Genomic DNA, 17,830 nt, shown 5'->3' on the forward strand with positions numbered 1-17,830 from the left:
CCAGCGTGAGCGAACCGCGCGAACGCCCGGTAGAGCCGCTGACCCTCGTCTCGGTCGACGGCCCGGCGGACTACGAGATCGCGGACCACATCGAGGAGGTCCGCATGCCGCTGCGGGTCGACGACGTGACGGGCTGTCCGAGCCGGATCGACTCCGACGGGAGCTATCCCACCCCCGTCGACGCCCGCTGGCGGATCACCGCGGGGAGCATCACGCCGCTCTGTACCGCAGACGTGTACGTTCGTACGCCGGACAACGCCGTCGTCGCGACGGCGACGGCCGACAGCACCGCCACGGTTCCCCCCGGTCGGCACGTCCTCGAACTGTCCACCGCGCCGGTGAAGACGTACCTCTCGCTCGAGGGACCGGCGCTCGTCCGCTACGACGGCCGCTACCCGACGGTGTCGTTCGACGGGGGTGCTGACCGGATCGAGATCGGGGCGCGCTCGCGCCACGAGACCCCGGCAGGGACGGTGACCGTGACGGAGGACCCCGCCGACGTCGCGGCGGGGCTCTCGACGTTCGGGTCGGCCCTGGCGACGACCTCGCCCGAGCGCTCGTTCCCGACGCTCCGCGGTCACCCGCCGCTGCTCGAACTCGGCGACGACTTCGAGGTTCCGCCGCTCGTCGAACGCGTCGACACGGGCGTCGAACTCGCCGTTCCGTTCGAGTACGGACCGCTCTTCTCCGCGGCGCCGGCGGCGTACTACCTCGGTGCGAGCATCCACGAGAGCGACCGGCCGTCCCTCGAAGCGGGCGGGCGAAGCTACCGGCTCCCGACGGAACACGAGGACCTGGCGGCCGAACTCGGGCGGCTCCTGAGGCACTGTTTCACCCTCGACTGTGCGACCCGAGCGTGCTCGGCCGGGTTATACGACGTCGACCTGCAGGTCCACGAGTCCCTCACGGCGCGGCTGGACCCGCCGTGGTCGGAGTGGTACGAGATGGACCTCGCGGACCGGACGGCGGCGTACCTGGACGTCCCACTGGCGGCGACGGAGGGCGAGATCGGCTGGCCGCAGACGACGGACGTGAAGCCGGTCGCCGAGAACGCGTCGATCCTCCCGTTCCTCGCTGCCGATCTGTCGACCGTTCGCTCGCCGCCGCCCACGCCGACGGTACCGAACGGTGGCGGGTCGACCCCCCTCGACGAGTTCGTCCGGAACGAGCGGTCGACGGCGTTCACCAGGGGCGCGGAACGGGCCGGTTCGGGCGACGCGGCGCCCCCCGACACGTTCCGGAGCCCGACCCAGAACGTGACCGAGGAGGACGAGGCAGTGGTCTCGCCCCGCCCGGCAGAGAGCACGTCACTCGCGTGGGTGGGTCCCGGCTACCCCATGCGCGCCGCGAAACCCACGGTTGCGGCCTACCGGCGGCGGCTCGATCGGACGCCGTCCGCGGACCTCACCATCGACGTCACCGTCGTCTGCAACGACAAGCGGATGACCGAGGAGGCGGACGACGTGTACGGCTTCCGCGACCACGTCGTGTTCGAGGTGACCCAGAAGGACGGCCTGACGGTGGAGGAACTGCGCGAGCTCCTCCGGGGGGAGCACGACTTCCTCCACTACATCGGCCACGTCGACCAACGTGGCGTGGAGTGTACTGACGGCTTCCTCGACCTGCGGAGCCAGTCGGACACGGGCGTCGACGCGTTCCTGCTGAACGCCTGCACGTCCTACCGGCAGGGGATGGCGCTCGTCGAGGCCGGCGCGCTCGGGGGCGTCGTCTCGCTCACCGAACTGCCGAACTCGCTCGCGACGCGGGTCGGCCGTGACCTGGCCCGCCTGTTCGACGCCGGGTTCCCGCTGGACGCCGCTCTGGACGTCGTCGGTCGCGGGCCGTTCGCCGGTAGCTCGTACACGATCGTCGGTGACCCCCGGGTGCAGCTGTGTCAGTGTGCGAGTGGAACTCCGATCGTGGTCGATGCGATCTCCGAACCGGAAGACGACGCGATAGAGTTCGACGTGTGGAGATATCCCACGTCCGCGTTCGAAATCGGCTCGATGTCGGGGGTCGTCTTCGCTGATTCTCAACGTCAGCACGTCGGGTCCGGGCAGTGTGGACAGCTCCGTGTGACGAAGACGGATCTCGAAAACATGCTCAGCTTCGGGTCGTTCCCCCTATCCGCGGCTGGCCGAATCTACTGGTCTACCGAGTTGACAGCTACCGAACTCTTCGACGCTATGGACCCGCAGTCGCAGTCCCCGGACCGGCGATAACGCTCCCCGCCTGCGACAGCAGTAGCGTCATCGTGAACAGCGCGCCGACCATCTTCGGGTGCTCCGCCAGGAACTCCGCCATCGCGTTTGTATCGGACATACACGGCCAACATCTGTTCGTTTTATACTGAATCTATTTGAAAAATTCTGATACGCATCGTGTAAAAGGAACACCAGTTTCCGGGATCGATGCGGACAGTAGACGGTGACATCGACCAGACGAGTCCGCGTCGACGGTCCCCTCCGGCTTCTGCGTGCCGGTGGGGCGCACGTTTTATCAACGGGTGACTGCTACGTCCGGTATGCCCCAGTGTGAGATGTGCGGCGCGGAGAAATCTTCGCTGACCACGACGAAGGTCGAGGGCGCCGAGTTGGAGCTCTGCGGCGACTGCAAGGACTTCGGGACCGAGGTCCGGACTGAGTCGTCCGGCTCCTCGGGGTCGACGAAGTACTCCACGTCCTCCTCCTCCGGCGACTCCTCGGCCTCGTCGTCGTCCACCTCCTCGTCGTCATCGTCGACGCGCCGGCGGCGCGACATGTTCGACGAGATGGACACGATGGCCACCGACTACGACGAGCGCATCCGGAACGCGCGCGAGCGCGCCGGCCTGAGCCAGGAGGAGCTGGCGAAGGAGCTCAACGAGAAGCAGGGCGTCATCCGGAAGCTGGAGCGGGGCGAGATCCTCCCCAGCGACGACGTCCAGAAGAAGCTCGAGCGGGCGCTCGACATCTCGCTCGTCGAGGGCGAGGACCCCGAGGAGTCCGAGTGGTCCTCCGAGTCCTCCGGGTCGATGACCCTCGGCGACGTGGTCAAGCGCAACGAGGACTAGCCGCGTTCGCGCCGCAACCGCCACGCCTTTCTTCCGAACGCACGCGGTTCCTGTATGTTCGTCCTCGTCAACCTGAAGGCGTACCCGTGCGACCCCGTCGCCGTCGCCGAGGCCGCCCGCGACGTCGCCGACGAGTCAGGCGCGCGGATCGCCGTCGCGCCACAGGCCGCCCACCTCGCCGCCGTCGCCGACACCGGCGTCGAAACGTGGGCCCAGCACGTCTCGCCCGTCGAGCACGGCAGCCACACCGGCAGCACGCTCGCCGAGGCCGTCGCGGACGCGGGCGCGGTCGGCACGCTCCTCAACCACTCGGAGAACCGCATCAAACTGGCCGACATCGACGGCTCGCTCGTCGCAGCCGACCGGCCGGGCCTGGAGACGGTCGTCTGCGCGAACAACCCCGACCAAGCCGCCGCGGCGGCGGCGCTCGGCCCCGACGCCGTGGCCGTCGAACCGCCGGAGCTCATCGGCGGCGATGTCTCGGTCGCCTCGGCCGACCCCGCCATCGTCGAGGACTCGGCGGCCGCGGTCGCCGCCGTCGACGACGACGTGGACCTGTTCTGTGGCGCCGGCGTCTCCTCGGGCGAGGACGTATCGGCCGCCGCGGATCTCGGCGCCTCGGGCGTGCTGCTCGCCAGCGGCGTCGCGAAGGCCGACGACCCCCGGGCTGTCCTGCGCGATCTCGTCTCCGGGATCTGAGCGTCGCTCACGGGAGCGCGGGTGTCGGAAAGCGAGGCGACGTTCCCCCGAGGGGGGTTCGCCGTCGATTACTCCGCGACCACGTCGTGTTCGAGGACGCCGACGCCCTCGACCTCGACCTCCACGCGATCGCCGTCCTCGAGTGGCCCGACGCCGTCGGGCGTCCCGGTCGCGATGACGTCGCCCTCCTCGAGGGTGAGGTACGTCGTGATCTCCTCGATCAGCGTCGGCACGTCGAAGATGAACTGGTCGCGGCTGCCGTGCTGTTTCTCCTCGCCGTTGACCCGGAGCTTCACGGACGCGTCGTCCGGGACGTGCTCGACGTCGGCGACGACCGGTCCGAGCGGGGCGCTCGAGTCGAACGACTTGCCGCGCACCCAGTTCTGCTCCTCGTTCTGGTCGTCGCGGTTGGAGACGTCGTTCATGCAGGTGATCCCCTCGACGACGTCCCAGGCGTCCTCGGCGTCGACGTTCCGGGCCTGCTCGCCGACGACGACGCACAGTTCGGCCTCGTGGTCGATGCGCTCCTTCCCGGCCGGGAGCGGGACGGTCGAGTTCGGCGGGGCGATCGTATTGGGAGTCTTCAGGAACAGCAGGGGGCGGTCGGGAACGTCGTTGCCCATCTCCTCGGCGTGCTTCGCGTAGTTCCGACCGACGCAGACGATCTTGCTCGGCTCGCAGGGGGCGAGCAGGTCGACGTCGGGGTCGTCGACGTCGAAGGATCGGCCGGCGGTCTCGACGGTACCATCCTCGTACGGGCCGCGTCGGACGCTGCCTGACGGGTCGCTGATGCGGGCGTATCGCATTGGTAGGTGGTCGGGCGGTCGGGGGTTAGTCGTTGGGAGTCCGGCGAGGTCGACCTGTACCGGCACTCCGCTGGCCGGCCGGCGCGGCGATACGACCATCTCGACGCGCCGGCCCACACGACTAAGCCCTCGGCGTGCGACTTCATCCCATGCTCGTCCACCTGCACCAGTACCGCGAGGACGACGCGACCGACTCCGTCCGAAGCGGCGGCGAGGTCTCCCCCGACCGGGACGAGGAGGCGTACCTCGGGACCGACGCGCCCGGCGAGGAGTGGGAGCGGACCGAGTACGGGGGGCGGACGATCCAGCGTCGCTCGGTGACCCGCGACGGCGTCACGGCCGTCTCGCTCCCATCCATCGACGACCGCGAGGACTCCGAGCTACCGGGGTTGACGATCCAGCTCCGAATCGACGGGGGGACCGAGTACGTCGAATCAGCCGAGGTCGTCGAGGTGACGGACGCGGACCCCGACTCGGCAAACGAGTAGCGACCTCCGGCGACGGGGGATTGGAACCCTCCGGCGGCGACGGATTTTATGTGTCCATCGCCCGAACGGGCACCCGTTATGGCTGCACTCGAACTCACCTGGTACGGCCACTCCACCTGGCACGTGTCGCTCGGCGACACCGACCTGCTCGTCGACCCCTTCTTCGACAACCCGAAGACCGACACGGACCCGGAGGAACTCGACCCGGACCACGTCCTCCTGACCCACGGGCACGCCGACCACATCGCCGACGTCGACCGCTATCGCGGCGCCCACTTCGTCGGCACGCCCGAGTTGACGAGCTACCTCTCGGACGAGTACGGCGTCGACGACACCACGGGCATGAACCTCGGCGGCACGGTCGAACTCGGCGACGCGTTCGTGACGATGGTGCGCGCCGACCACTCGAACGGCATGGACACGAGCTACGGTGCCTCGGGAGGGATGCCCGCCGGCTACGTGATCTCCGACAGCAAGCCGACCCAGGAGTCCGACGAGGAGGCGACCGCGTTCTACCACGCGGGGGACACCTCGCTGATGTCCGAGATGCGCGACGTCATCGGGCCGTTCCTCGAACCCGACGCCGCGGCGGTCCCGGTCGGCGACCACTTCACGATGGGGCCGACTCAAGCGGCCATCGCGGTCGACTGGCTCGACGTGGACCACGCGTTCCCGATGCACTACGACACGTTCCCGCCCATCGAGATCGACACGGAGGACTTCGAACGCGAGGTTCGGGCAACCGGGAGCCACGCCGAGGTCCACGTGCTCGCGGGCGACGAGACGTTCACGCTGGAGTAGCGACCCCCGAACGACCGGGAGCCGTGTCGGCGTCCCGGACGGCGTTCACACCCCTCCGAACGGCCGCGCTTCCGCCTCTTCGCGCACGATTTTTGCGGACGCGTTCGTCACGCCGTCGTCCACTCCGCGATACCGCATCGGCAAGGTTTACGCCCCTCGCGTGCCAACGAACCGGACGCATTATGACCGACATCGAGACCACCACGGTCTGTGAAGAGGGGTACGTTTGCGACAGCCAGATGGGCGACTTCAACATCACCGTCGACGCCACCGGCGATGAGGGCCCGACGGCCAACCAGGTGCTCGTCGCGGACTACGCGTCCTGCTACCTGCCGGCGTTCCGCGCCGGGGGCCAGAAGGCTGGCCACGACGACCTCGGCAAGGTCCAGATCGACGCGGAGGCCGACCTCGACGACGACGACGACCTCACCCGCATCAGTTTCGACCTCTACGTCGAGGCCGACCTCGACGACGACACGCTCGACGACCTCGTCGCGCGCGGCGAGGACATCTGCCACGTGCACTCGGCGCTCCGCGAGGGGCTCCACGCCGACATCACGGCCCACGCCGACGCGTTCTGAGGCGCTCTCCGACCGGAACCTACCGGTCGAGTCGTGGAGTAGCGTCGTTCGACGGGCGGTCGCGCCGCTCGGCCGTTCTCGATCCTCGAGGAACCACGTCTAGCAGCGCCGGCCGGCGGAGTGGGGCCTACTCGGCCCCGCGGTACGCTCGGTACGTCATCGCGCGACCCTCGATGATAACCACGTCCTGGCCCTCCGGGTTCGGGTCCCGGTCGCCGACGCGGCCTTCGGTCTCGTCGCGGAAGACGTACGGTGAATCGCGTTCTTCCATGTTACAGGGTAACACGCGTTGAGGTATAAACCTTTGTCAGACAATACCAACCGCGATAGTTAGCCGTCGTGACCGAAACCGCGTTGCGCCCCGCGGCCGGCGGGGCTCCAATCCCGATTCTATCCCGTTCGGCCGGCGGAACCCCCGTATCTCGAAATCGGGAAGGGTAACGCGTATGTGTCGAGCGGTCGGAACACCGGTACCGTGACCGCGACGCAGTTGACGCTCATTCAGATCGACAACTACGGGCCGTGGACAGTGACGCCGGAGCCCCGCAGGGAGATGGACCTCCAGACGCTCCAGTCGCGGCTGTTCGCCGACCTCGCGCAATTCGTCGGCTCCCGCGACGGCTACGTGTTCTTCACTCGCTTCGACAACATGGTCGCCGCCACGAACGGCCTCGACCGGACCGACCACGCGCTCCTCCAGGAGTCCATCGGGAACCGCTACCCCGTGACCATCAGCCTCGGAGTCGGCGTCGACGAGGTGCCCATCGAGGCGCTGGAGACCGCCACCGAGCGCGTGCAGGACGCCGGCAGCGCCCAGTCGGCCGACCGGGCCGAGGTGCTCGGCGGCGAGTTCCACGAGGACTCGGGCGACGGCGACCTCCGCATCGCGCACTTCGACGTGAACGACGCGACGGGGAAGTACACCGACCGCCTCAACGAGTTCGACACGTTCATCGAGATCGAGCAGGGGTACGCGAGCCTCATGCGCTACATGCGCGAGGCCCACGGCGCGCTCTCCTTCTTCGTCGGCGGCGACAACATCATCGCCATCTGCCCGGACCTAAGCGTCGAGGAGTACCACGACGCAATCGACCACGTCGCCGAGGAGGCCGGCGTGCAGTTGAAGGTCGGCGTCGGGCGCGGGGCGACCGCTCACGAAGCGGGGATCGGTGCGAAGCACGCCCTGGAGGACTGTCGGTACGAGGGGACGCTTGTGGAGTTCGCCTAATTCTCATCCTACAATTGCAACGGGCAAGATAGCGTGATTGAACCAACTCAATATAGTTTTGCAGCAAGAATATAGGCAATCACAAAAAGAATTGCCAAAAGCACGAGAACAACGAGAAGTCCAACAAATTCATTTGTATCTAAAAATTGAGCACCTGCTTGGGTTGCCGCCCCGAGAATAAGAAGAAAGGCCTCTTGTTGAGACGAAATAATACTAACAACCTCGCTCTCAGCTCGTTTTTTAGAGTTTCGCCTGACGATTAGCCGATTAAAACCGGATTCAAGTCGTCCGGTGAGTATACCCGTGATTACGTAGATCGCGGCTATTGCGTTGAAATTGAACTCACCCAGATATAGAAAGCTCAGAATCCAAGGGAGAATCAAGAGGAATGCAAACGTTCCAAATCGTCGACTAGCTGTATTCAGATATCCCTCTTCCTTCTTGTCCCAGACACGCCGTTCTGAAATCGTCAAGTTTTCTCTCTTTGGTCTAGCAGTTATCTTCCAACCACACCTAGCGATCCCCTTGGTGTATGTTCGTACAAGCTTGTATCTATTATACGCCCCAACATATCCGATCAGAAAGAATATCGAAAAAAGTAGAGCAACAGTCCCATCGACTGGCTTCCGCACGGGGATGCCGAGAACCCCAAATAGTGTAATACCGCTCGCATTTAACAAATCAATCGAAAGAGAAAATATGAGAATTTCGGAGATGAGGATGATAATTAGCAGAGTTCCTCTTGACATCGAATCTGCGAATGACCGGGCAAACTTCACTACTCCAGCATCCGAAATGAGAATAGCAATCACAAGACCCCAGAGAAACCCCGCAGCGTGCGAATAGACGTTCACGAACGTCCCGTCCGACACCACGTTCTCCGGCGCGGGAAACAGCGCCAGCACGACGAACGCGACCACGACCCCGACGAACAGCACCGCGCCGACGGTCCACAGTTCCTCCCGCCCGACCGCCACGTCCCTCAGTCGGGTGTTGTACTCGTACAGCGTCGAGACGGCGACGAGGCCGATTCCGAGGAGGATCAGCCCCGCGACGAGCGGTCGGACGGTGCCAGCGTACCGGAGGTCGATCAACTGGAACAGAAGCAGGAAAATCGACAGGCCGGCGAGGTAGGCGACTTGGTGGCCGTGCCGCGACCGGACGAACAGGTACAGCGCGACGAGCAGCGTGCCGGCGAAGCCCGCGACCGCGCCGGAGAAGCCCCGCGACACCGCGCTCACATCGGGGTACTGGAGCGTGAAGATCACCCACTCGGTCGCGTTCACCAGCACGGGGACGAGCAGGGCCGTGGCGATGAACGCGCGCCAGAACCAGCGGCGGTGGTCCGCGGCGAGGGCGAGGCCGAGGGTGTAGAGCGCGGCGATGAGGAAGCCGACGACGTTGTTGAGGAGGTGGGCGTCCGAGGCGTGGAGGTACGCGGCGGTGAGGAACGTGATGGGGTTCGGGGCGGCGTGCCGGAAGACGAACTGCTCCTGGACGCCCGCCGGCACGAGGAAGTGGATCGCGGCGAGGAGGGCGGCGACCCCGAAGATGCCGGCGAGGCCGCGGGCGACGGGGTCGGTCGATACGTCCTCCACGGCGGTCATGATACCACGACGACACGCCGGGGGCCTTAGGTGCTCCGGAGGGCGGGCCGCGATTCGGCGCTCCGCCGTTTCTTGCACCTCGACGGCGACACACACGCCCGCGAGATTGATTAGGCACCGGTCGGTTTCGCCCGTATGGACCTCGACACCGACGAACTCCTGTCGTCGCTGACGCCCCGCGAGGAGAACCAGGCGATCAAGTCGTTCCAGAACACCGTCGCCGTCGCCTGCCCGGCCTGCGGGGAGCCGTTCGACGACCTCGTCGTCTGCAAGCAGAACCCGACCAGCCTCGACCTCACGAAGCAGCTCGACCTCTGCGTCGGCGTCGACGACGGACAGGCGTTCATCTTCACCCACGGCCAGTAGCCGTCGCCCGCACCACGAAGCGCCGGGCGGGCTTGGGGACGTACGTGATCGGAACCGATCGCGTTACGCGATGTAGTCCAGGACGGATCTGTCCGGGTCCATCGATCGGAGGAACGCGGCCCAGGCGAAGCAGTAGAGGCAGGCGACGAAGAGGAACAGCGCGGCGAACAGGCCGGAGAGTGCCCACGACGACTGGGCGTACATCTCGTACACGAGGGCGGTGGTCAGCAACAGGAAGACCACGCCGAGGTGGTTCGCGCGATCGTCGACGAAATCTCGGACGGGGCGCATCCGTTGGGGCGTGAGCGGGACCTGGTGAAATAGGTAACTGTTCTCCCAGGCCGTCCTGATCCCTCCCGTGGCTCGTCGCTTCGGTTCGCGTCGGGATTTCTCGGGAAGGATGTCGTTCGTCGCCCTCGACGGTCAGTACCTCTGGTCTACCCGCCGATTCGTAGGAACAGTTACATCATTCTGGCCGACACATCGACCTAGGAACGATGTCTCGACGTGCCCTCCCCACTTCCCCTCTCACCCCGACGTGGACGTACGCGCTCGTCGGTGGCCTCGCCTCGATGCCGCTCACGGTCGGCCAGTACTGGCTGTCCGGCATGGGATCGGACTTCTCGACAGGTATGATCCTCTTCGGGGGCCTCATCGCCGGCTATCTCGCCGAGCGGAACTCGACGGGAGCCGTGCACGCGGGAATCGGTGCTGGCGTGGTCGGTGGGGTGCCGGGATACGTCTGGATTCTCCCCGCGCTGGTGGAGTTCGGAACGTCGTTCGCGACTGCGTGGTCGTCGCCTGTCGCCGGAGCCATCCTGATGGGATTCGCCGGTGTAGTGGTCATCGGTATCGCCGCGCTGCCGGGGTTCCTCGGCGGCATCGTCGGCGCCTGGCTGGCCAGGAACGTCGAGAGACGGCGAGCGGTTCCCGGGAGTGCCTGACGTCCTGGCAGTCGACTGCTCACGTCGAGCGGTTCGTCACTCACATTCGGGATTCGTCGGCCTTCCGGACTTTCATCATGGGTGAAGCATTCACCGAAGCCAGATACAACCAGGTGAACTGGATCGGCAAAAAGTACTTGACAGATTCCTGTCTCTCTCTGCTATGAATCGGCGCCGCTTCTTGGGACACGGAGCTGGCCTCCTCTCACTTACGCTCTCGGGTTGTCTCGGAGGAGGACGAGCGTCAGGAGGCGAGACACAATCAGCCACACACACGGCGGAGCGGGGGCAACCGGGATACGAAGACCTGTTACTACACAGCGGCTCGACTACTAGAGCGATTCACGTCGCCGTCTACCGGACCTCGAAACCGCAAGAGACCCTCGTGAACGCTCGGTACGAGGTCCCGGGCGGCGTCATCCTCCAGTTTCCTGACCTCTTCGAACAAGGTGTGGAGTATCGATTCGAGGCGGCACCCCCACACGGGGAACCATCTCGGGCTACGTTGACTGTGGAGGGGTGTGGTCCAGAGTCAGAGGCTCCAACGGGCGAGCGGCCAATCGTCATTTACGCGGAAGTGTCAGAAACCTCCATCTTGTTCATGGGGTGTGATACCGTCTTCAGGGAGGAGTACGTGGATGCTGGTGGCCACACCGTCACGACCCCAGACGAACGGAACGAGTCGACCACGATGCCAACCACGTCAACCAGTACTTCGTAAGCCCCAGGAGAGTTCGTGCGCTACCTTCGCAGGTTCTTCCAAGTGCCTAGTTCGAGGTCCACTCGCCGAAATATCGCCGCTGCGATGCCGAAAACATCCTCTGCATTCCGTGGACGACCCGTAGTAGCGACAGGGTAGGTCAGGAGCGACCGTTCCGAACGCGACTCGCATATCTATCATCCAGTCCTCTCCCATATCCGAAGGAGTAGCGCGGAAACTGCCGGTACGGTCACCCTCGATTGGTCGTACCCGCTTTCGTGTTACGCCACGGCAACTTCATTTCGAGTAGAGACGTAGGGACGATCGGATGCCAACGGTTCAGATCGGCGATATGGAGACCTGCTACGAACTGCGAGGGGAGGGCCGCCCATCGTCTTCATCCACGGCGCCCTCTCCGATCGCACGGCGGCGGACCGGCAACTGGAGGCGTTCAGCGACGCGTACACCGCCGTCGCGTACGATCTCCGGGGCCATGGCAACACGACGAACCCACACGACGCGTCGTACTCGATCGACCAGTTGGCCGAGGACCTCCACGCGTTCGTCGACGCCTCGGGGCTCGACCGTCCGATTCTCTGTGGCGTCTCGATGGGCGGGATGATCGCCCAGGTCTACGCGAGCCGATACCCCGATCAGCTCAGTGGCCTCGTACTCGCCGATACCTTCACTCCGGCGTTCGTCAGCCTGCGGGACTGCATCGAGCGGACCGTGCTGGTCAACGCGCTAATCGGATTCGTCCGCCTCGTGGGATACGTCCGGGCGAAGGCCCTCATGCTGTGGTTCGGACGGAAACTGGAGGGGGACGACACAACGAGTCTCCGTCCCGAGGCGTTCCCGGATATGGACACTGCCGCCGCCGTCAACGCGTTGAAGGCCGTCACGTCCTTCCACAGGACGCACGTCGACCTCGCCTCGATCACGGTCCCGACGCTGATCCTCTACGGCGAACACGAATCGTCGATCATCAGCCGTCACGTCCCGACGCTGGCTGCCGGGATCCCAGATGCGACCGTTCGGGAGGTCCCGGACGCCGGACACGCCTCCCCCTGGGATAACCCCGAGTTCTTCAACGGCGCGATCCGGGATTTCCTCGCCGGATGACTTCTTCTGTGGAACGAGAAGATGGACCGTCGGTCGACTCGGTTGGGGGCACAAAATCAGGACCGGCCGAGACGTCGACCGCGAACCTCCCGCTGGATTCATAGCGAACTGACGGTGACGAGTTCGGGCGTGAGGACGGACTGGCCCCCGTGACGTTCAGTCCTTCGGTGGACGAGCGACGATGCCCGTGATCGCGCCGAGATGCCACTTGCGCTCGACCTCGACCGCTAACTCCGACCGCTTGACGACCTCCGTGGGGTCGTCGAACAGCCTGCATCCGACGTCCCGGTACTCGGACTCCGACCGCCACTCCTGGAACCTGGCGTACGGGCCGAAGTGCGACTTCCCGTGTTCCAGGAGTCGAACGTCCCCGTCGGGCCTGCACACCCTGGCCATCTCGTTCAGGGCCTCGATCGGGTCGGGGAACGTACAGGTCGAGAACGACGAGATCACCGTGTCGAACGAATCGTCCTCGAAGGACAGGTGTTGGGCGTCCATCCGCTCCAGGTCCAACTCCCGCCCGAGGTCGGCCGCCTCCTGGCGGGCGAACTCCAGCATGTCGGGGCTGACGTCGATTCCGACGATGTCGGCCGTTTCCGGGACGTACCGGAAGTTCACGCCGGTGCCGCATGCCACGTCGAGAACCCGTCCGTCCGCTCCGGAGAACTGCGGCCGACGCCAACGTCCGGTAACGAGGTGGAGGAGCCAGCCGAACCGGGTGAACCCCCTGGCCTCCTCCTCGTCGTACGCATCCCTGATCTCACCGACCGTTTTCCCCGGCCACCGTTCCAGTTCCGACAGTTTTTCGGACATATGGGGCCTGCTGTTCCGTTCCACGGCTATTAATGGAGTAGGCAGTCCGGCGAACAGATTTCGGTCTCAATTCCAGAGATCAGATGGCTCACCTGCTTCGTCGAACCTATGAAGTGCGAACCCCTGACGAGTCCAGGCTCCCCGGCTCTCGATAACGCCCCCGATTTAGGCACACCTAAAAGACAGGACCCATTTATGTTTTAGGTTGGCCTAATCCACATGGAGCGGGACGATCGGAGTGAGAGAACGACGACCCGACGGAACTACGCGAAGCTCGGAGGTACCGTTCTCGTCGGGAACCTCCTCTCCGGGTGTGCGAGCAGTGACGGGGCGGACTCGACGACGTCCGCGCCGGCGACCTCGGCGTCGACGGCATCCGCCCGTACGACCACGCATGGTTCGTACACGGTCTCGATGGCACCGATGGGCGAGGTGGAGTTCGACGTGGTACCGCGGACAATTTTCACGCGCCTGACGCACCTCGCCGGGATGGCGTTCGCGCTCGGGCGCGGCAACGACGTGAACGCGATGCACGCGCCGGACTACTACAACGACCTCTGGAACCAGTTCACCGCACGCCTCCCGGGCGTCTCGCTCGACTGGAGCGGGCTGTACTCCTCGTGGGAGCCGAGCGTGGAGAAGCTGTACGAACTCGACAGCGACGTTCACCTCGCCGACCCGTCGAGCGTGCTCGCGCTCGGCAACTGGAGCACGTCCGACCTCGAGGAGGTCCGTGAGACCATCGGCCCCTGGTTCGGGAACCACTTCAGCAACAGGCACATCTCGCCGACCGATACCGGTACTACACGCTCTGGGAGCAGTTCGGCAAGGTCGCGCAGGTGTTCCGAGAATCCGAGCGGTACGAGGCCCTGGCGGCGATTCACGACGACGTACTCGCAACTATCGAGGCGGATCTGCCGCCCGAGTCCGATCGCCCGACCGTCGTCATGGGCGAGTTCTCCGACCCGGCGACGCCGTACGTGTACGACGTGAACACGCCCGGATTCCTCACCGCGCACACACGCCCCCTCCGACCGGTCGACGCGTTCAGGGGGGACGTGTCCTCCGGTACACAGATCGAAATGGAGACGCTGCTGGAAGCCGATCCCGACGTCCTCCTCGTCCTCGGGGGGATGCGCCCCGGAACCGATATGGAGGACATCCGGACGTCGCTCGGGGACGACCCGGTCGGACAGCAACTCACCGCGGTAGGAAACGACCGTATCTACGCGCAAGGTGCGCGCTTTCAGGGCCCCGTTCTCAACCTCTTCCAGCTTGAGATGACCGCCAAGCAGCTCTATCCGGACACCTTCGGCGAATGGCCGACGTACGTCGAGGGAGCGTATCCCGAGATCCCGCCGGCGGAGCAGTTCTTCGACCGTCAGCGCGTCGCCGCCATCATCTGGGGCGAGTTCGGAGAAAGCAGGTTCACGTAGCAGTTGGTTCAGCCACCACTGATTGGATGAAGTACCTTGCGTGCTACCGCCGTGTCTCCGACTGGACCGTCTGCGTACCGCTATATTCGGTTCCGGCGTCCGCTGCTGGTGCAGCATTCGTCATCGGGGTGACTTCGATGTATTCGCTGTGGCTTATCGTGACGAGCGACGTGCTGAACGTGAACGAAGTAGACCCCCACCGATCGGGGGTTTTCCCGTTCTGGAGGGAGAATATGTTGTATAGTGCATCGGGGTCGACCGATTCGGTTAGTGGTGGGAGGGACTGAACGGGGGTGTTCTCGGCCGTACTTACGGCCTGGATGACTGCAGTACTTACTGCTTCACCCGAATTCATCTGATACTTCATACGGATTGCCTATTAGAGTGATACTTAATTTATGTGCCCCGGTTACTGCTTTTGAAATCGGCGACGGACTAAGTGTTATGTTGAAGGAAATACCACGGTCTCGCATGACGGTTGAGCTCACGTTCCTTTAACCGAAAAATCAGAGCACGAGACTTCCAGTTCGGTGTTCGAACAAACGCTGTGCATCGCCACTCGACGAAATTGGAACCTCGACGACTGCTTCCGATTGTACCACCACTCACGCTCGATCAGGAAACGTTTCACACGGTCCTTCCACTCGCGATCGTTTTCGGTACCATTCTGCGACGCCCTATTTATCAGGTCTTCAGGCGGTCGTATTCGAAATGACGCCGGCGAACAATCCACTGAGGCACGGGTAGAACTGCAAGAACCGATAACCGGGCGTACTCGCCGCCAACCCGGGTCCTCCCATGGTGCTGATGTTCGGAATTCAGTCCGTCCCCTCATACGAGACTTCGAACGGGCCCTCCTCCGGATCCTTCTGCGGGAGCATCGGCCCGATAGCGGCTGTTCGCCGGGTGACGGTCGTCGTCCGAAGGATGTACGACGCGAGCAGGGCGAGCGGGACGAAGACGACGGTAGCGAGGAGTGAGACCACGTACGGGAGGTACGCGGGGCTGATGGTTGCACCGCCGAGGTCCCCGTAGAGCGGGATGATGAGGATCGCCGCCAGCAGGGCGAGTACGCCGGTATAGATCGTCAGCTGTGAGAACCGCGTGAGTTCTCGCTGAAGATAGACCGTCTTGAAGTGCTCCTGCGCCGTATTGAAGAGCTGTAAGGCCTCGATCAGTTCGTCGAACGCGTGGTCCGTTTCCCCCGAGAACGAGGACGTGTCGTTCTGCAGGTGTCTCGCCGCGTAGAGCTGCCAATCGTTGTCGTACTCGATCGCTGCCGAAAGCGCGTCGAACGCGGTGACGCCCTTCTGGTCGAGGGCAGTTTCGATCCGCTCGGTGCTGTCGATGACACTGGTAGCGTACTCGACGACCCGCTCACCGGACTCCTCGTCGTGCTCGACGACCGTATCCGCCAGGACGTCCGCACGGTGGCGTACGGCCGCGACGAGCAGTTCGAGGAGGCGGGTGGGCTCTGCCGGGGCCGCGGGAACCCCGGTCACGCCCTCCACGTCGCGTCGGAAGTCCATGACGCCGCCGAGTCGGTCACGAAACTCGCCAGCGGGGGAGAACTCCTGCGAGAGGATGAGCTGGTTGACCGAGACGACGAGCGTGACGAGCGAGAACGTCCCCGCGATCATCCCGCTGGCCATCCGCGTGATCGAATTGGCGTTCGCGAACGCGATCACTCCGAGACTGTAGCAAACGAGAAGCAGAACCAGAAACAGCACTGTGGCTATGAACGTGACGACGAGTCGATTGCCGTCGACGAGCACCCATTCGAGAACCCGATTCCGAGAACTGACCCGTCTGGCGAAGTTCTCGCCGGACGGCTCTGGAGTTCCATCCCCTTCCGCAGAATCCATATTCGAACTGGTTTCGACGGCACAAAGAGTGTTGTCCTGGCAGGTCGAGATCCCGACGAACCCGGACGAGTGGACGGAATCGATCAACGACGACCCTACCGCAGTTTTCGGGTGTACCCGATGTGCTGAAATCGGCTCACTCCCAGTCGATGTCCTCCGAGCGGTCAGTGTCCCGGAGGATGAACGGGCCGATCGCGAGCGTTCGCTTCGCGACGGTCGCGATACGGAGGACGTAGGAGGTCAGCAGGAAGAAGGGCACGAGAGCGACCGTCACCCCCGAGGCGACGATCCAGACCAGGCCGTCGACGCCGAGATACGTACCCGGAAACGAGTGCGGTGAGACGTAGAATTGGACGAGGAAGGTAACGACGAGTGCGGGGAGCGCTGCATAGAGCATGACCCGGGAGAGGTTGATCAGCTCCCACTGGAAGTAGAGGGTCTTGAAGTGCTCCCGGGCCGGTCCGAAGAACTTCAGGACCTCGACGATATCGTCGATCGCCTCCGTGGTATCCTCGTCGAGTTCGTCGGCGCGCTTGGTACGGAGCCGATTCGCCTCGTATATCTTCCAGGAGTAGTTGAAATCGAGCGCCGAGTAGAGCACGTCGAACTCACCAAAGGTAGCGTCCTCCAGTCCCTCACCGACGGCCGCCGCGTGTTCGATGAGGCTCTCGGCGAGGTCGTTCACCTGTTCGCGTGTCGGTTCGTCCTCGCACCCGTCCGCCGCGGTCTGGAGGTTCCTGGCGTAGTCCTGGATTCCGTCGACGACGGCCTCCATGAACGAGGAGGGGTCCGGGGGTGCCGGTGAAACATCGAGCCACGATTCGACATCGTTGCGGAACTCGATGGCGCCGTTCATCCGGTCGCGCTGGTCCCCCAGTGGGCCGAGTTCCTGCGAGAGAACTAGCTGCGTGAACGTGACCACGAGCGTCACGCCCGTGATGACGGCGCTGATGAGCGGGGAGAAGACCCACCAGAGAGCCGTCTGATTCCGGACGACCTTGCGCATGGGAGCCAGATCGAGGAAACTCGCCCCCACGATCACCACGAAGATGGACAGCGAGAACAGGGCCGCCACGAACCACCGGCTGGCGTTCAACAGCACCCACGTCCTCAACCGGCTTCCCCCGATCCGGCCGCGCATCGTATCGCTCGGAGTATCCCCGTCGCCGTCGCCTGCCGCATCGTCATCCCCACCGTCGGTGAAGACGAGTCGGTTCTGGGGCGACGTCCCAGCTGTATCGGACACTACGGTACCTGATACACCCCCATCCTTTACCTCTGTTGGGACTGGAAACACGCCGAAATTCACGCTATATCGACCG

The 17,830-nt window shown here is 64.4% G+C and carries 19 protein-coding genes and 1 pseudogene; 11 read left to right on the forward strand and 9 right to left on the reverse strand.

Annotated features, from left to right (window positions below; translation table 11 throughout):
* Window positions 1–5 precede the first annotated feature (5 nt).
* Entirely contained in the window at window positions 6–2,222 is a 2,217-nt protein-coding gene (locus HUG10_RS05855; protein WP_179168672.1) for a hypothetical protein, read from the forward strand.
* Here the strand turns inward: HUG10_RS05855 and HUG10_RS05860 are convergent.
* Complete coding sequence (locus HUG10_RS05860) at window positions 2,185–2,322, reverse strand: DUF7503 family protein (protein ID WP_179168673.1); 138 nt, start codon at window positions 2,320–2,322, stop codon at window positions 2,185–2,187. The genes HUG10_RS05855 and HUG10_RS05860 overlap by 38 nt on opposite strands.
* Window positions 2,323–2,524: 202 nt before the next feature.
* Here HUG10_RS05860 and HUG10_RS05865 point away from each other — a divergent pair, with 202 nt between their 5' ends.
* Window positions 2,525–3,052, forward strand: a complete 528-nt coding sequence (locus HUG10_RS05865; protein WP_179168674.1) for a multiprotein bridging factor aMBF1 — start codon at window positions 2,525–2,527, stop codon at window positions 3,050–3,052.
* 54 nt (window positions 3,053–3,106) lie between these two features.
* Window positions 3,107–3,751, forward strand: coding sequence for a triose-phosphate isomerase (gene tpiA / locus HUG10_RS05870; RefSeq protein ID WP_179168675.1), 645 nt, complete (start codon window positions 3,107–3,109; stop codon window positions 3,749–3,751).
* 68 nt (window positions 3,752–3,819) lie between these two features.
* Here the strand turns inward: tpiA and HUG10_RS05875 are convergent, their stop codons facing one another.
* Window positions 3,820–4,557 carry a fumarylacetoacetate hydrolase family protein gene (locus HUG10_RS05875; protein ID WP_179168676.1) on the reverse strand — a complete coding sequence of 246 codons (738 nt, stop codon included), beginning with the start codon at window positions 4,555–4,557 and terminating at the stop codon, window positions 3,820–3,822.
* 149 nt (window positions 4,558–4,706) lie between these two features.
* On the opposite strand from HUG10_RS05875, the gene HUG10_RS05880 reads away from it, so the two are divergent.
* From HUG10_RS05880 to HUG10_RS05890, 3 genes are all read left to right on the forward strand, one after another.
* On the forward strand, window positions 4,707–5,045 hold the full coding sequence (locus HUG10_RS05880) for a hypothetical protein (RefSeq protein WP_179168677.1): 339 nt from the start codon (window positions 4,707–4,709) through the stop codon (window positions 5,043–5,045).
* Between the two features lie 78 nt (window positions 5,046–5,123).
* On the forward strand, window positions 5,124–5,846 hold the full coding sequence (locus HUG10_RS05885; protein WP_179168678.1) for a metal-dependent hydrolase: 723 nt from the start codon (window positions 5,124–5,126) through the stop codon (window positions 5,844–5,846).
* A gap of 182 nt (window positions 5,847–6,028) precedes the next feature.
* Window positions 6,029–6,427 carry an OsmC family protein gene (locus tag HUG10_RS05890; RefSeq protein ID WP_179168679.1) on the forward strand — a complete coding sequence of 133 codons (399 nt, stop codon included), beginning with the start codon at window positions 6,029–6,031 and terminating at the stop codon, window positions 6,425–6,427.
* A gap of 127 nt (window positions 6,428–6,554) precedes the next feature.
* Here HUG10_RS05890 and HUG10_RS05895 read toward each other — a convergent pair whose 3' ends face one another.
* Window positions 6,555–6,698 carry a hypothetical protein gene (locus tag HUG10_RS05895; RefSeq protein WP_179168680.1) on the reverse strand — a complete coding sequence of 48 codons (144 nt, stop codon included), beginning with the start codon at window positions 6,696–6,698 and terminating at the stop codon, window positions 6,555–6,557.
* A gap of 204 nt (window positions 6,699–6,902) precedes the next feature.
* Here HUG10_RS05895 and HUG10_RS05900 point away from each other — a divergent pair, with 204 nt between their 5' ends.
* Window positions 6,903–7,655, forward strand: a complete 753-nt coding sequence (locus tag HUG10_RS05900) for a GTP cyclohydrolase III (RefSeq protein WP_179168681.1) — start codon at window positions 6,903–6,905, stop codon at window positions 7,653–7,655.
* 47 nt (window positions 7,656–7,702) lie between these two features.
* Here HUG10_RS05900 and HUG10_RS05905 read toward each other — a convergent pair whose 3' ends face one another.
* A complete protein-coding gene (locus HUG10_RS05905) occupies window positions 7,703–9,262 on the reverse strand; it encodes a hypothetical protein (protein ID WP_179168682.1) in 1,560 nt (519 codons plus the stop codon).
* A 135-nt stretch (window positions 9,263–9,397) separates the two neighbouring features.
* On the opposite strand from HUG10_RS05905, the gene HUG10_RS05910 reads away from it, so the two are divergent.
* Window positions 9,398–9,628 (forward strand): DUF7385 family protein, encoded by a 231-nt coding sequence (locus HUG10_RS05910; RefSeq protein WP_179168683.1) that lies wholly within the window; start codon window positions 9,398–9,400, stop codon window positions 9,626–9,628.
* Between the two features lie 63 nt (window positions 9,629–9,691).
* Here HUG10_RS05910 and HUG10_RS05915 read toward each other — a convergent pair whose 3' ends face one another.
* Window positions 9,692–9,919, reverse strand: coding sequence for a hypothetical protein (locus HUG10_RS05915; RefSeq protein WP_179168684.1), 228 nt, complete (start codon window positions 9,917–9,919; stop codon window positions 9,692–9,694).
* Window positions 9,920–10,125: 206 nt separating this feature from the next.
* On the opposite strand from HUG10_RS05915, the gene HUG10_RS05920 reads away from it, so the two are divergent.
* Both HUG10_RS05920 and HUG10_RS05925 read left to right on the forward strand, forming a co-directional pair.
* The gene (locus HUG10_RS05920; protein ID WP_281375708.1) at window positions 10,126–10,572 is read left to right on the forward strand and encodes a DUF5518 domain-containing protein; all 447 of its coding nucleotides are present in this window, start codon (window positions 10,126–10,128) and stop codon (window positions 10,570–10,572) included.
* A 1,141-nt stretch (window positions 10,573–11,713) separates the two neighbouring features.
* Window positions 11,714–12,394: an alpha/beta fold hydrolase gene (locus tag HUG10_RS05925; RefSeq protein ID WP_246310249.1), complete on the forward strand. Its 681-nt coding sequence runs from the start codon at window positions 11,714–11,716 to the stop codon at window positions 12,392–12,394.
* Between the two features lie 156 nt (window positions 12,395–12,550).
* Here HUG10_RS05925 and HUG10_RS05930 read toward each other — a convergent pair whose 3' ends face one another.
* Window positions 12,551–13,207, reverse strand: a complete 657-nt coding sequence (locus HUG10_RS05930) for a class I SAM-dependent methyltransferase (protein WP_179168686.1) — start codon at window positions 13,205–13,207, stop codon at window positions 12,551–12,553.
* A 219-nt stretch (window positions 13,208–13,426) separates the two neighbouring features.
* Here HUG10_RS05930 and HUG10_RS05935 point away from each other — a divergent pair.
* A pseudogene (locus HUG10_RS05935) lies at window positions 13,427–14,643 on the forward strand (ABC transporter substrate-binding protein).
* 43 nt (window positions 14,644–14,686) lie between these two features.
* Here the strand turns inward: HUG10_RS05935 and HUG10_RS05940 are convergent.
* The 3 genes from HUG10_RS05940 to HUG10_RS05950 all read right to left on the reverse strand — a co-directional run bounded on the left by HUG10_RS05940 (window position 14,687) and on the right by HUG10_RS05950 (window position 17,754).
* On the reverse strand, window positions 14,687–15,010 hold the full coding sequence (locus tag HUG10_RS05940) for a HalOD1 output domain-containing protein (protein ID WP_179168687.1): 324 nt from the start codon (window positions 15,008–15,010) through the stop codon (window positions 14,687–14,689).
* A 451-nt stretch (window positions 15,011–15,461) separates the two neighbouring features.
* On the reverse strand, window positions 15,462–16,508 hold the full coding sequence (locus tag HUG10_RS05945; protein ID WP_179168688.1) for a hypothetical protein: 1,047 nt from the start codon (window positions 16,506–16,508) through the stop codon (window positions 15,462–15,464).
* 136 nt (window positions 16,509–16,644) lie between these two features.
* Complete coding sequence (locus HUG10_RS05950) at window positions 16,645–17,754, reverse strand: hypothetical protein (RefSeq protein ID WP_218780651.1); 1,110 nt, start codon at window positions 17,752–17,754, stop codon at window positions 16,645–16,647.
* Window positions 17,755–17,830: the final 76 nt, after the last annotated feature.

Origin of the sequence: Halorarum halophilum, from assembly GCF_013401515.1 — an archaeon.
GTDB lineage: Archaea > Halobacteriota > Halobacteria > Halobacteriales > Haloferacaceae > Halorarum > Halorarum halophilum.